The 13939-nt window shown below is 64.7% G+C and carries 15 protein-coding genes; all 15 read right to left on the bottom strand.

What is annotated here, in order from left to right; genetic code table 11:
- Nucleotides 1-219 precede the first annotated feature (219 nt).
- The gene (hemE, locus tag CBM2588_RS00615; protein WP_115681344.1) at nucleotides 220-1311 is read right to left on the bottom strand and encodes a uroporphyrinogen decarboxylase; all 1092 of its coding nucleotides are present in this window, start codon (nucleotides 1309-1311) and stop codon (nucleotides 220-222) included.
- Between the two features lie 52 nt (nucleotides 1312-1363).
- Entirely contained in the window at nucleotides 1364-2314 is a 951-nt protein-coding gene (locus CBM2588_RS00620; RefSeq protein ID WP_115678920.1) for an alpha/beta hydrolase, read from the bottom strand.
- A 48-nt stretch (nucleotides 2315-2362) separates the two neighbouring features.
- On the bottom strand, nucleotides 2363-2803 hold the full coding sequence (locus CBM2588_RS00625) for a CoA-binding protein (protein WP_115678921.1): 441 nt from the start codon (nucleotides 2801-2803) through the stop codon (nucleotides 2363-2365).
- Nucleotides 2804-3518: 715 nt separating this feature from the next.
- Complete coding sequence (locus tag CBM2588_RS00630; RefSeq protein WP_010811262.1) at nucleotides 3519-3935, bottom strand: F0F1 ATP synthase subunit epsilon; 417 nt, start codon at nucleotides 3933-3935, stop codon at nucleotides 3519-3521.
- A 149-nt stretch (nucleotides 3936-4084) separates the two neighbouring features.
- A complete protein-coding gene (atpD, locus tag CBM2588_RS00635) occupies nucleotides 4085-5488 on the bottom strand; it encodes a F0F1 ATP synthase subunit beta (RefSeq protein ID WP_115678922.1) in 1404 nt (467 codons plus the stop codon).
- A gap of 33 nt (nucleotides 5489-5521) precedes the next feature.
- Complete coding sequence (atpG, locus tag CBM2588_RS00640) at nucleotides 5522-6397, bottom strand: F0F1 ATP synthase subunit gamma (protein WP_092316767.1); 876 nt, start codon at nucleotides 6395-6397, stop codon at nucleotides 5522-5524.
- A gap of 74 nt (nucleotides 6398-6471) precedes the next feature.
- Nucleotides 6472-8013, bottom strand: coding sequence for a F0F1 ATP synthase subunit alpha (gene atpA, locus CBM2588_RS00645; RefSeq protein WP_018006200.1), 1542 nt, complete (start codon nucleotides 8011-8013; stop codon nucleotides 6472-6474).
- Between the two features lie 38 nt (nucleotides 8014-8051).
- Entirely contained in the window at nucleotides 8052-8597 is a 546-nt protein-coding gene (locus CBM2588_RS00650; RefSeq protein ID WP_115678923.1) for a F0F1 ATP synthase subunit delta, read from the bottom strand.
- 2 nt (nucleotides 8598-8599) lie between these two features.
- Entirely contained in the window at nucleotides 8600-9070 is a 471-nt protein-coding gene (locus tag CBM2588_RS00655; RefSeq protein WP_062795846.1) for a F0F1 ATP synthase subunit B, read from the bottom strand.
- Nucleotides 9071-9169: 99 nt separating this feature from the next.
- Nucleotides 9170-9436 carry a F0F1 ATP synthase subunit C gene (atpE, locus tag CBM2588_RS00660; protein ID WP_011299478.1) on the bottom strand — a complete coding sequence of 89 codons (267 nt, stop codon included), beginning with the start codon at nucleotides 9434-9436 and terminating at the stop codon, nucleotides 9170-9172.
- 88 nt (nucleotides 9437-9524) lie between these two features.
- Nucleotides 9525-10391 carry a F0F1 ATP synthase subunit A gene (atpB, locus tag CBM2588_RS00665; RefSeq protein WP_035848827.1) on the bottom strand — a complete coding sequence of 289 codons (867 nt, stop codon included), beginning with the start codon at nucleotides 10389-10391 and terminating at the stop codon, nucleotides 9525-9527.
- Between the two features lie 242 nt (nucleotides 10392-10633).
- Complete coding sequence (locus tag CBM2588_RS00670) at nucleotides 10634-11140, bottom strand: ATP synthase subunit I (protein WP_115678924.1); 507 nt, start codon at nucleotides 11138-11140, stop codon at nucleotides 10634-10636.
- A gap of 317 nt (nucleotides 11141-11457) precedes the next feature.
- Nucleotides 11458-12360 carry a ParB/RepB/Spo0J family partition protein gene (locus tag CBM2588_RS00675; protein WP_018006203.1) on the bottom strand — a complete coding sequence of 301 codons (903 nt, stop codon included), beginning with the start codon at nucleotides 12358-12360 and terminating at the stop codon, nucleotides 11458-11460.
- 16 nt (nucleotides 12361-12376) lie between these two features.
- Nucleotides 12377-13150: a ParA family protein gene (locus CBM2588_RS00680; RefSeq protein WP_062795850.1), complete on the bottom strand. Its 774-nt coding sequence runs from the start codon at nucleotides 13148-13150 to the stop codon at nucleotides 12377-12379.
- Between the two features lie 85 nt (nucleotides 13151-13235).
- On the bottom strand, nucleotides 13236-13937 hold the full coding sequence (rsmG, locus tag CBM2588_RS00685; RefSeq protein WP_115678925.1) for a 16S rRNA (guanine(527)-N(7))-methyltransferase RsmG: 702 nt from the start codon (nucleotides 13935-13937) through the stop codon (nucleotides 13236-13238).
- Between the last annotated feature and the right edge of the window lie 2 nt (nucleotides 13938-13939).

A 13939-nucleotide genomic window follows, 5' to 3' on the forward strand; every position in this document is an offset into this window, starting at 1 on the left:
TTAGGGAATAACCCTGTCCTGCACTGCGGCAAACCTATCGGTGTGCATAAGTCAAGGGTCGCCAATCAACTCTGTGCACCTTTTTGGCGGTTCCTGGCGAAAAAGTTAACTTGACACGGTACGGCCGCGCGGCTCGCGCAGCACTGGGTACGGCCGTGGCCGGAACGTTGCAGCGCGGGGCAGCGCCGAACCGGCCGGTCTAGCTGCATACCGCCGCCGTCACTTCCCGGTTGCCCGCAGCTGGCGGCTGTGCCGGTGTACTTCGTCGACAAGCACCGAGACGCTTTCCGGCGGCGTGAATTGCGAAATCCCGTGGCCGAGGTTGAAGACATGGCCGTCGCTGCCGCCGCCGGCGGCATAGCTGTCCAGTACGCCACGCACCTGCTCGCGGATCGCGGCCTCGGGCGCAAACAGGACGGTCGGGTCGATATTGCCCTGCAGTGCCACGCGGCCGCCGGTGCGCCGGCGCGCTTCGGCCAGGTTGACGGTCCAGTCCAGCCCGATGGCATCGGCGCCGGTGTCGGCCAGCGCTTCCAGCCACAGGCCGCCGCCCTTGGTAAAGACGATCGCGGGCACTTGCTGTCCGGCGTGCTCGCGCTTCAGGCCGGACAGCACGCGGCGCATGTACGCCAGCGAGAACGCCTGGTACATGCCGTCGGCGAGCGCTCCGCCCCAGGTGTCGAAAATCATCACCGCCTGCGCGCCAGCCTCGATCTGCGCGTTCAGGTACGCCGTGACCGCCTGCGCATTGATGTCGAGGATGCGGTGCATCAGGTCGGGACGGCCGTACATCATCGCCTTGACCGTGCGGAAGTCGTCCGAGCCGCCGCCCTCGACCATGTAGCAGGCCAGCGTCCAGGGGCTGCCCGAGAAGCCGATCAACGGCACGCGCTGGCGGCCGTCCTGCACCAGCGCGCGGCGGATCTCGCCCACGGCGTCGAACACGTATTGCAGCGATGCCATGTCGGGCACGGCCAGCTTCTGCACGTCGGCTTCGGTGCGCAGCGGATGGGCGAAGCGCGGGCCCTCGCCCTGGGCGAACGACAGGCCCAGGCCCATCGCATCCGGCACCGTCAGGATGTCAGAGAACAGGATGGCCGCGTCGAGCGGATAGCGGTCCAGCGGCTGCAGTGTCACTTCGGTGGCGTAGGCCGGGTTCTTGGCCAGCCCGAGGAAGCTGCCGGCGCGCGCGCGCGTGGCGTTGTACTCGGGCAGGTAGCGGCCTGCCTGGCGCATCAGCCACAGCGGCGTGTATTCGGTCGGCTGGCGGCGCAGCGCGCGCAGGAAGGTATCGTTCTGCAGTGCGGTCATGGTCATCCTCGTAAGACCGCCATTCTAAGGGATGGCCGCACGCGGATGCCGCTCAGGCGTCGTCGATCATCCCCGCGAACGCGGACGCGGCGCGGCGCATCCATTCCCGCGCGCGCTCGGCCTCCGGCTGCAGCCGGGCGAAGCCGTGGGTCATGCCGCTGGCCTCGATGGTGATGACCGGGGCGTCGTGGCGCACCAGAAAGTCGGCATAGGCCAGGCCGTCGTCGCGCAGCACATCGTGCGCCGCCACCATCAGCACGGTGGCCGGCGGCCGCATCGGCGGCGCGGCCATCAGGTGCACGCGCGGATCGGCGTGGGCAGCGCCCTGCGCCAGTGCCTCGGCACCGATGAACTGGGTCCAGAACCACGCCATCTCGTCACGCGTCAGGCCCGGGCCATCGGCGAAGGCGCGATAGCTTTCGGTGCTGAGCACCGGCGCCGCGACCGGATAGATCAGCAGCTGGGCGTCGACCCGCACCGCCTCGCCGGCATTGAGCCGCTGCGCGGCCTGCGCCGCGAGGTGGCCGCCGGCGCTGTCGCCGGCCACCGCGAGGAAATCGGGCGCCAGCCCCAGCGACTGACGCTGGCCGGCCAGCCACACCACGGCTTCGGCGGCATCGTCGCAAGGCGCCGGGAAGGCGTGCTCGGGGGCCAGCCGGTAATCGACACTGGCCACGGCGCACCCGGTATCGGCCGCGAGCAAGGCCGCGACGGTGTGGTGCGTCTGCGTCGAACCAACCACCCAGCCGCCGCCGTGGAAGTACACCAGCAGCCGTGGCGCGGCCACGCCGGCCGGACGGAACAATCGTGCGCCCAGTGTGCGTCCGGCCAGCGCCACTTCGAGCGGCTGCACCACAACGCCCTCCGGATCCGGCCGCAACGAGGCGGCGGCGATCTCGGCGAAGCGGGCGCGCCGCGCCGGGACGTCGGCCGGCGCCGGCTCCGTGGCATAGCGTTCGGCCAGGCGGCGGTAATAGGCGAGCAGTTGCGGATCGATGGCCATGGTCGGCGGCAAAGGCGTAATCAGTAGGGATAAAAGAAACGGCGGGAATCAGGCCCCGCCGAGCTGGCGCGTCAGCTCGATCTTGCTGCAACAGTCCTGCACCGCCAGCAGCCCGGCATCGGCGGCACGACGCACCGCCTCGTCGTTGATGATGCCAAGCTGGAGCCAGACCCCACGCGCGCCGATGGCGATAGCCTCGTCGACCACACCGGGTGTGTCCTCGGCGCGGCGGAAGATATCGACCCATTCGATCGGGGCGCCTGCCGCCGCGGCGGCGTCGGCGGCCTCGCGCAGCGTCGCGTGGCAGGTCTGACCCAAGATGCGTTCGCCAGCGTGGCGCGGATTGACCGGCACGATGCGGAAGCCGTGGCCTTGCAGGAATTCGGCGACCTCATGGCTGGGCCGCTCCGCACGGTCGGACAAGCCGACTACGGCTACGGTCTTCATCGCCAGCATGGCTTGTATGGCTTGCTGCATCTCGGGCGGCATTGCGTCTCCGGGCTGTGGAGGTGAGTGACCAGATGACCGCCGGGCTGCATCGCAACGGCGACGCAACTCCGGCGGCCAGTGAATCGTAACCGCAATTGTCACGCAGGATTTGGTGCGGAAACGAACACTGAAATCACGGATATAAAGATAATCCCGCAACACATGGCGGCGCAAAACGTGACGGCAAGGCGCGAAAATATGCCGATCACGCCAGATTTTAGGCGCTCCGGCTTTCAACTTCTTTCAAACCGATACATTTTGTTACTGCCATGCCGGGGAGTTTCCCCCACAATGCATTGACACACCCGCTGGGCGGGCGTGGCGCCCCGGTAAAAATGGCCGTGCAGACTAAAGGGGCGTGCTGAAGAAAGCCTTTTTGTAGCGTTTCCGGCAGTAACCCGATTTTCCGATCCAGCGTAAAGCTTGCTGGACCGGAGCACCAGGAAGAAGTTGCAGCGCGTGGCCTTTGCGGCCTGTGAGCGGATATTTGGATATCCGATGCGCCTTGCTTGTCGACCTGGACCGAACCCGTTCCTTCGAATTGACCCCTCGAAGGGATTTTCCCGTCCGCGCGGAGCCTCCCCGGCCCGCGCGCTTTTTTTTGTCCAGGCGCGGCCAAAGCATATCGCCGCGCTTACAAAAAAGGCAGCCTCGCGGCTGCCTTTTTTTAAATGTCGCATCGAAAAAACAACAATGCGACAGTCCTGCTCGATGCTTACTTCTTCCGACGCAGACGGGCAATCGCTGCCAGTTGCGCCGCGGCCACGGCCAGTTCGCTCTGGGCGCGGGCCAGGTCGAGGTCGCTGCTCTGGTTCTGCATCAGCTCCTCGGCGGCACGCTTGGCTTCCTGGGCCTTGGCTTCGTCCAGGTCGCCACCGCGGATCGCGGTGTCGGCCAGCACGGTGACGTGCTTGGGCTGCACTTCAAGAATGCCGCCGGCAACGAACACGAACTCTTCGCTGCCGTCTTCCTTCTCGATGCGCACCGCACCCGGCTGGATGCGCGTGATCAGCGGCGTGTGGCCCGGCAGGATGCCCAGCTCACCCGACTCGCCCGGCAGCGCCACGAACTTCGCCTGTCCGGAGAAGATCGACGCTTCCGCGCTGACGACGTCTACAAGAATGGTTGCCATATCTGATCCTTTCTCCACTCACTTCGCTTCCGACGGCAAAAACGCCTTACGCGATTTACCGTCGCCCCCGCGAACGCGGGGGCCCAGTGACTTTGGAACGACGTTCAAAGACGCTGGGTTCCCGCTTTCGCGGGAACGACAAGCAAGGCTTACTGGAGCTTCTTGGCCTTCTCGAAGGCCTCGTCGATCGAGCCGACCATGTAGAACGCCTGCTCGGGCAGGTGATCGCACTCGCCGTCGACCAGCATCTTGAAGCCGCGGATGGTTTCCTTCAGCGGCACGTACTTGCCCGGCGAACCCGTGAACACTTCGGCCACGTGGAACGGCTGCGACAGGAAACGCTGGATCTTACGGGCGCGGTTCACTGCCAGCTTGTCTTCCGGCGACAGTTCGTCCATGCCCAGAATCGCGATGATGTCGCGCAGTTCCTTGTAGCGCTGCAGGGTCTGCTGCACGCGGCGGGCGACTTCGTAGTGCTCAGTGCCGACCACTTGCGGGTCCAGCTGGCGCGAGGTCGAGTCGAGCGGATCGACGGCCGGGTAGATACCCAGCGCGGCGATGTCACGCGACAGCACCACGGTCGAGTCCAGGTGCAGGAAGGTCGTTGCCGGCGACGGGTCGGTCAAGTCATCCGCAGGCACGTACACGGCCTGGATCGACGTGATCGAGCCGGTCTTGGTCGAGGTGATGCGCTCTTGCAGCTTGCCCATTTCCTCGGCCAGCGTCGGCTGGTAGCCCACGGCGGAAGGCATACGGCCCAGCAGTGCCGACACTTCGGTACCGGCCAGGGTGTAGCGGTAGATGTTGTCGACGAAGAACAGGATGTCACGGCCTTCGTCGCGGAAGCGCTCGGCCATGGTCAGGCCGGTCAGCGCCACGCGCAGACGGTTGCCCGGCGGCTCGTTCATCTGGCCGAACACCATGGCCACCTTGTCGAGCACGTTCGAGTCCTTCATTTCGTGGTAGAAGTCGTTCCCTTCACGGGTACGCTCGCCCACGCCGGCGAACACCGACAGACCGCTGTGCTGCTTGGCGATGTTGTTGATGAGCTCCATCATGTTGACGGTCTTGCCCACGCCGGCGCCACCGAACAGGCCCACCTTGCCGCCCTTGGCGAACGGGCAGACCAGGTCGATCACCTTGATGCCGGTTTCGAGCAGGTCAACGGAAGGCGACAGTTCGTCGAACTTCGGTGCCTTCTGGTGGATCGCACGCAGTTCGTCCGAGGCGATCGGGCCGGCTTCGTCGATCGGGCGACCCAGCACGTCCATGATGCGGCCCAGGGTGCCGTGCCCAACCGGCACCGAAATCGGCGCGCCGGTGCTCTTCACCGACATGCCGCGGCGCAGGCCATCCGACGAGCCCAGGGCAATGGTACGCACCACGCCGTCGCCCAGCTGTTGCTGGACTTCGAAGGTCAGGCCCTTCTCGGCGAACGAGGCGTCGCCGGATTCTTCCAGCACGAGCGCGTCGTACACCTTCGGCATTGCGTCGCGGGGGAACTCGATGTCCACCACGGCGCCAATACACTGCACAATATTTCCGATACTCATTTCGTATCTCCGATAGCTTGAATTCGTGACGCCTTAGACCGCAGCTGCGCCGCTGACGATTTCCGACAGTTCCTTGGTAATCGCGGCCTGACGGGTCTTGTTGTAGACCAGTTGCAGTTCGCCGATCACGTTCTTGGCGTTGTCGGACGCAGCCTTCATGGCCACCATGCGCGCCGATTGCTCGGACGCCATGTTCTCGGCCACGGCCTGGTACACCAGCGCCTCGACGTAGCGGACCAGCAGCTCTTCCACGACGGTCTGGGCGTCAGGCTCGTAGATGTAGTCCCACGAGTAGGCGCGCTTTTCTTCTTCGGTCTGCGACAGCTTGTCGGCGGCGAGCGGCAGCAGCTGCTCAACCATCGGTTCCTGCTTCATCGTGTTGATGAACTTGGTGTACGCCACGTACACCGCGTCGACTTCACCATTGGTGAAGGCGTCGAGCTGGACCTTGATCGCGCCGATCAGCTTTTCCAGATGCGGGGTGTCACCGAGGTGCACCACGTGCGAAACCACCTTGGCGCCGATACGGCCCAGGAACTGCATGCCCTTGGTGCCGATGGCGGTGGCTTGCACATCCACGCCACGGCCTTGCAGGGCCTTCAGCTCATTGGTCACCGAGCGCAACACGTTCGTGTTCAGGCCGCCGCACAGCCCCTTGTCGGTCGTGACCACGATCATGCCGACGCGCTTGACTTCGCGCTCCTGCATGAACGGGTGCTTGAACTCGGGGTTGGCTGTAGCCAGGTGCGCCGCAATGTTGCGCACCTTCTCGGCGTAAGGACGGGCGTTGCGCATCCGCTCCTGCGCCTTGCGCATCTTGGACGCGGCGACCATCTCCATCGCCTTGGTGATCTTGCGCGTGTTCTGCACGCTCTTGATCTTGGTTCGAATCTCTTTCGTTCCGGCCATATCTTCCTCTCCATCCGAACCATCGCCGCGCCGGCGTGAGCCAGGCGCGGCGACGATGTCGTGGAATTACGCGGTTAGAACGCGGCGGACTTCTTGAAATCCTCGACAGCGGCACGCAGGGCGGCTTCATCTTCCTTCGAGAGCTGCTTGGTCTCTTCGATGCGGTTGATGAGGTCGGCGTACTTGGTCTTCAGGTGGTCGTGCAGGCCCTTCTCGAACGGCAGGATGTCCTTCACTTCCACGTTGTCGAGGAAGCCGTTGTTGGCGGCGAACAGCGAAGCCGACAGCTGCCACACTTGCAGCGGCTGGTATTGCGGCTGCTTCAGCAGTTCGGTCACGCGGCGGCCGCGCTCCAGCTGCTTGCGGGTGGCATCGTCCAGGTCCGAGGCGAACTGCGCGAACGCAGCCAGTTCACGGTACTGGGCGAGGTCGGTACGGATACCGCCGGACAGGTTCTTCACCACCTTGGTCTGCGCAGCACCACCGACGCGCGACACCGAGATACCGGCGTTGATGGCGGGGCGGATACCGGCGTTGAACAGGTCGGTTTCCAGGAAGATCTGGCCGTCCGTGATCGAGATCACGTTGGTCGGCACGAACGCGGACACGTCGCCGGCCTGCGTTTCGATCACCGGCAGCGCGGTCAGCGAACCGGTCTTGCCCTTGACGGCGCCGTTGGTGAACTTCTCGACGTAGTCGGCGTTCACGCGGGCGGCACGCTCGAGCAGGCGCGAGTGCAGGTAGAACACGTCGCCGGGGTAGGCTTCGCGGCCCGGCGGGCGGCGCAGCAGCAGCGACACCTGGCGGTAGGCCCAGGCTTGCTTGGTCAGGTCGTCATAGACGATCAGCGCGTCTTCGCCGCGGTCGCGGAAGTACTCGCCCATGGTGCAGCCGGCGTAGGCGGCCAGGTACTGCATGGCGGCCGAGTCCGAAGCGGCGGCGGCGACGACGACGGTGTATTCCATCGCGCCGTGCTCTTCCAGCTTGCGCACCACGTTGGCGATCGTCGAAGCCTTCTGGCCGATTGCCACGTACACGCAGAAGACGCCCTTGCCCTTCTGGTTGATGATGGCGTCGACGGCGACGGCGGTCTTGCCGGTCTGGCGGTCGCCAATGATCAGCTCGCGCTGGCCACGGCCGATCGGCACCATCGCGTCGATCGACTTCAGGCCGGTCTGCACCGGCTGGCTCACCGACTGACGCGCGATCACGCCCGGGGCGACCTTCTCGATCACGTCCGTTTCCTTGGCGTTGATCGGGCCCTTGCCATCGATCGGCTGGCCCAGCGTGTTGACCACGCGGCCCAGCAGTTCCTTGCCCACCGGCACTTCCAGAATGCGGCCGGTGCACTTGACCGTGTCGCCTTCGGAAATGTGTTCGTACTCACCCAGCACCACGGCGCCGACCGAGTCGCGCTCCAGGTTCAGCGCGAGGCCGAAGGTGTTGCCGGGGAATTCCAGCATCTCGCCCTGCATCACGCCAGACAGGCCATGCACGCGGCAGATACCATCGGTCACGGAGATCACCGTGCCGGTGTTGCGCACTTCAGCTTCGGCGCCAAGGCCCGAGATGCGGGTCTTGATCAGCTCGCTGATTTCTGAGGGGTTCAGTTGCATCACAATGCTCCTAATTCTTCAATCCGCCGGACGGCCGCTCAGGCGGCGGTCAGCGCGGTTTGCATGGCTGCCAGGCGCGCACGCACGGAGGTGTCGAGCACTTCGTCGCCAACCTTGACGCTGACGCCGCCGATCAGGGACGGGTCCACCGCCACCTGCGCGTACAGCTTGCGGCCGAACTTGCGTTCGAGGGCGGCGACGAGGTCGTTCAGCTGACCATCTTCCAGCGGGAAGGCGCTGGTGATTTCAACGTCGGACGACCCTTCGCGGGCGTTCTTGAGCGCATGGAACTGTTCGGCGATGTCGGGCATCACCGACAGGCGGTTGTTGTCCACCAGCAGTTGCACGAAGCGGCGCGCTTCGTCATTGACCGGGGACTTCAGCACCGACAGGAACAGTTCGGCCAGCTTGGCGCCGGGAACGTTCGGGTCGTCGGCGACCGCCTTCATGTCGGGATTGGCGGCTACCTGCCCCATTTCCGACACCAGCTCGGACCATGCACCCAGGTTGCCTGCGCTCGATTCGCTGGCGACGCGGAACAGCGCCTCAGCGTAGGGACGGGCAATGGTTGCGGTTTCAGCCATGATTAGAGCTCAGCCTTGAGTTGATTGAGCAGGTCGTTGTGGACCTGCGCGTTCACTTCACGCTTGAGGATCTGCTCGGCACCCTTGACGGCCAGCACGGCGACCTGGTCGCGCAGCTCTTCGCGCGCGCGGGTAACCTGCTGTTCGGCTTCGGCCTTGGCCTGGGCAATGATGCGTGCGGCTTCTGCCTGGGCGTTTTGCTTGATCTCGTCGGCCGTCAGCTGGGCGCGCTTCTCGGCGTCAGCGACACGTTGAGCGCCTTCGGTGCGGGCTTCGGCCATGGCCTGGTCCACACGCTTGTTGGCGAGTTCAAGCTCGGCCTTGCCCTTCTCGGCAGCGGCGAGGCCATCGGCGATCTTCTTTGCGCGTTCGTCGAGCGCCTTCACCAGCGGCGGCCAAATGAATTTGGCAACAACCCACCACAGGATGAAGAACACGACCATCTGCGCAAAAAACGTTGCGTTCAGATTCATGGTGTGTTCCTTTCGGTAATCAAACTACAGATAAATGCACAAAAGGCGGCCAGGCTGGTGGCCCGCGCCGCCCGTCAGCATCATGCAGACCGAAAAGAATTACTGGATGACAGCCAGCAGCGGGTTGGCGAACGCGAACAGCATTGCAACACCCACGCCGATCAGGAATGCCGCGTCGATCAGGCCGGCCAGCAGGAACATCTTGGTTTGCAGCGGGTTCATCAGCTCGGGCTGACGTGCGCAGGCTTCGATGTACTTGCCACCCATCAGTGCGATACCCAGGCAGGCGCCGATAGCGCCCAGGCCGATGATGATGCCGATACCGATGGCGGTCAGACCCTGGATGTTGGCGAGAAATGCTTGCATGATGACTCCTTTAATTTAGAGAGACTTAGAACCAAAAAACCAAAAACCAAAAAACCTAAAACCTTGAACCTGCGCTGACCGATGACGATCAGTGGTGATCGTGAGCCTGGCCGATGTACACCAGCGTCAGCATCATGAAAATGAACGCTTGCAGCAGCACGATCAGGATGTGGAAGATCGCCCAGACTGCGCCGGCAACGACGTGGCCGACAAAGCCCAGCGCCGACAGGTCGGCACCGAACGTCCAGATGGAGCCCAGCAGCGCGATCAGCAGGAACACCAGTTCGCCGGCGTACATGTTGCCGAACAACCGCATGCCCAGCGACACGGCCTTGGCCAGGAATTCGATGATGTTCAGGACCAGGTTGAACGGGGCCAGGTACCACTTGGCGCCGAACGGGGCCGAGAACAGCTCGTGCATGAAGCCGCCCGCGCCCTTGATCTTGAAGCTGTAGTAGATCATCAGCACCAGCACGGCGCACGACATGCCCAGCGTGCCGTTCAGGTCGGCCGTGGCCACCGCGCGGTGGTGGGGGATATGGATGTGGAAGATCTCGAGGACCTTGTTCAGGCCGGTGACCCAGTCGACCGGGATCAGGTCGATGGCGTTCATCATGGTGATCCAGCAGAACACCATCAGCGCCAGCGGGGCGATCCACGAACGGTCGCCGTGGATGATGCCCTTGGCCTGGTCGTCGACCATCTCGACGATCATCTCGACGAAGGCCTGGAAGCGGCCCGGCACGCCCGCGGTGACGCGGCGCGCGGCGGCATACAGGAACAGCACGGCGATGGCGCCGCACAGGACCGACCAGAACACCGTGTCATAGTTGATCACGGAGAAATCGACCACCGACGCCTGCTTGCCGCCGACCGAGTTCAAGTTCTGCAAGTGTTCGGCGATATAGCCGGAGGGTGTCAGCACGTGTTCCGCGCTTTGGGTAGCTTCTGCCATTGTCGAATCGAACGGTATATTGCGAAATCTTCGGGCCGCGCGCCGCTGTTCTGTGCAGCGCCCGGTACGCGTCTTGCATCACCTTCGGCGGATTCGCCGGTCACCGCGATGCAAGCGGGTTTCCAACCTTGGCCGTGCCCGGTGTCAGCGCCATGAAATCCGCCGCAGCCGTCACGGAAACTCTTGATATTCCGTCTTGGTGCCACCACTTGCAAAGGAAGCACCGTTTTCAAGCAGCGGTCCTAGCGCAACGCCAAGGCCACTACCCAGTATGTCTTCAGCGCCAGCAGGAACGTGACCAGCATCGGCACCCAGCGCAGATCACGGTACAGCACCACGACCAGCACCAGCAGCGCCACCGTGGCAAAGACCTTGATCGCCTCGCCCAGCACCAGCCCGCCTACCGAAGCGCGATCGCGCGCCAGCCACAGGCGAAACGCGAAGAACGCGCTCGGCACGAAGCACACCATGCCGCCGAACAGCGCCGACCATCCATATGGCCCGGGCTCCTTCGCAAACAGCGCCCAGCACAGTGCCGACAGCAGGGAAACCGCCACCTGCGCCAGGACAACCTTGCCCGGGGTCATGCGCGAAGGACGCAGCGCGCGCTCGCCAAACAGCGTCACCGCCTCGGCATGCGACAGCGGATCGACAGCCTCTTCCTCACGGTCCGCGCCTTCTTTCCAGTCGTCCCAGTCATCTTCCTGACGGGACCCGGCGCCTCGTTGCTGACGGTCTCGCACCACCACCTGCCTGCCTTATCCGGGCCGGAACTTTTCGGCCCGACCAGAATTCAAACCGCACGATTTTAAGGGGAACTACTGATTCGCGTCAATCTGCTTACATTTACCTTGCAGTGCGTTGCGCACAACGGTTGCCATCACGATTGCATGATGGCTGCGCAAAAATTGCGCGGCAATGATGTTTGACGTAATTGGATTGCGCAGTGAACCCTGCGCATGATGGGGGATTACCGGTCCGGCACAAGGTATACCGCGGATCGTCCCGACCAGTGCTGCGTGCGCGCAACAGTCGCCGCAGCAATGGCCGTTAATCGCGCAGTAAATCAGGCAGCCTGCTGCCCTTCGCGCGATTCGCGCAGGCGCGTCAGCACTCCTTCGAGCGCATCGTTGTTGCTGAAGTGGATCGTCAGCTGCCCCTTGCCGCGTGGCGACAGCTTGATCTGCACCGCCAGCCCGAGCGCGTCCGACAACTCCTCTTCCAGCCGCGCGACGTCGCGCACGTTGTTGGTGCCCTTCTGCTTGAGCGACTTCAGGTCGAACGGCTTGAGCGTCGAGGCCACCAGCTTCTCGGTCTCGCGCACCGACAGCCGCTTGTTGACGATCTGGTTGGCCAGCGTGATCTGGTTGGCACCGTCCACCGCCAGCAGCGCGCGCGCGTGGCCCATGTCGAGGTCGCCGGCCATCAGCATGGTCTGCACCGGCGCGGCCAGGTTCAGCAGGCGCAGCAGGTTGGACACCGCGCTGCGCGAGCGGCCCACCGACTCGGCCGCCTGCTCGTGCGTGAAACTGAACTCGCGGATCAGGCGCATGATGCCCTGCGCTTCTTCCAGCGGATTCAGGTCTTCGCGCTGGATGTTCTCGATCAGCGCCATCGCCGCGGCGGCTTCGTCGGCCACGTCCTTGACCAGCACCGGCACCTTGTCCAGCCCGGCCAGTTTAGAGGCGCGGAAGCGCCGCTCGCCGGCAATGATCTCGTAGCGGTCGGGTTCGGCCACGCGTCGCACCAGGATCGGCTGCATCAGCCCCTGCGCGCGGATGCTCGCGGCCAGCTCTTGCAGCGCGCCCTCGTCCATGCGCGTGCGCGGCTGGTACTTGCCCGGCTGCAGCTGGTTCAGGTTCAGCACGGTGGGCGCGCCCTCCTGCTTGACCGACTCGACGATTTCAGCGGGCCCGCCCAACAGCGCTTCCAGGCCGCGGCCCAGGCCCTTCTTCTTTGCAGTGCTCATGCTCTTGCCCTCTCCTTCAGCCCAGCTGCCGGACCCGCGCGATCATCTCGGCGCCGAAGTCCAGGTACGCCTTGGCGCCCTTCGATGACGGATCGAACGCCACGCCCGGCATGCCATAGGACGGTGCCTCGGCCAGCCGCACATTGCGCGGGATCAGGGTCTTGAAGACCTTTTCCCCGAAGTGCGATTCCAGTTGCGCCGACACTTGCTGCTGCAGCGTCACGCGCGGGTCGAACATCACGCGCAGCAGGCCGATCACCTGCAGGTCGCGGTTCAGGTTGGCGTGCACCTGCTTGATGGTATTGACGAGGTCCGACAGCCCTTCCAGCGCAAAATACTCGCACTGCATCGGTACGATTACCCCATGCGCCGCGCACAGGCCGTTCAGCGTCAGCAGCGACAGCGACGGCGGGCAATCGATCAGCACGAAGTCATAGTCGCCGTCGACCTCCGCGATGGCCTGGCGCAGCCGACGCTCGCGCTGGTCCAGTTCGACCAGCTCCACTTCCGCACCGGCGAGTTCGCGGTTGGCCGGCAGCACGTCGTACTTGCCGGTTTCGGAGCGCTGGCGCGCCTGCGCGATGCCGGCCAGGCCGACCAGCACCTGGTACACGCTGGTTTCCAGCGCCTGCTTGTCGATGCCGGAGCCCATCGAGGCATTGCCCTGCGGGTCCAGGTCGACCAGCAGCACGCGCTGGCCCTGCGCCGCCAGGCCAGCGGCAAGGTTCACCGTAGTGGTGGTCTTGCCTACCCCGCCCTTCTGGTTTGCGATCACGAATACCTTGGCCATAAGCTCCTGCGGCTCCTGCTTCAAATCATCCGGCCAGCACGCGGCTGGCAGTTCGCGGCGCGCTTGCGCGGCACCGCGGCGTAGGTCATGCGGGGGTGCCCGCGCGGCGCGACAGCACCACCAGGTGGCGCTCCGCCTCCAGCCCGGGCACGGTCAGCCGCGGCACGGCGTCGACCTGCCATTGCGCCATCAGTCCGGCGGCTTCCATGCGGTCCAGCTCGGCCTGCGGATACACCCCCTTCATCGCGATCAGCTTGCCGCGCGGCGCGAGCAGCTGGCCCGACAGGCTGACAAAATCCGTCAGCTCGGCAAACGCGCGCGAGGTGATCACGGCAAAGCCGTCGGCATCGTCCAGCTTCTCCACCGGGCCCCAATGCGCGGCGGCATTGGACAAGCCCAGCTGGGCGCGGCACTGGGTCAGGAAAGCGGTCTTCTTCTGCACGATGTCGACCATCAGCACCGATACATCCGGACAGGCGATGGCCAGCGGCAGGCCCGGCATGCCGCCACCCGAGCCCACATCGAGCACCCTGCCCCGCGCCGGTGTATCGACTTCGGCGGCACGGGCGGCTTCGGCCAGCGCCGGGACCGCGGCAAGCGAATCCAGCAGGTGATGCGTAAGCATCTCGTCGGGATGGCGGATGGCGGTCAGGTTGTAGACGCCATTCCATTTGCGCAGCAGTGCCAGGTACGCGAACAGCGTGTCGATCCGGGCCGGCGCCAAGGCCAGCCCGATCTCGACCAGGCCCGCTTCAAGGCGACGACGCTGCGTGGCGTCGTCGGTCATGG

It is taken from the genome of Cupriavidus taiwanensis (genome assembly GCF_900250075.1).
Classification (GTDB): domain Bacteria; phylum Pseudomonadota; class Gammaproteobacteria; order Burkholderiales; family Burkholderiaceae; genus Cupriavidus; species Cupriavidus taiwanensis_C.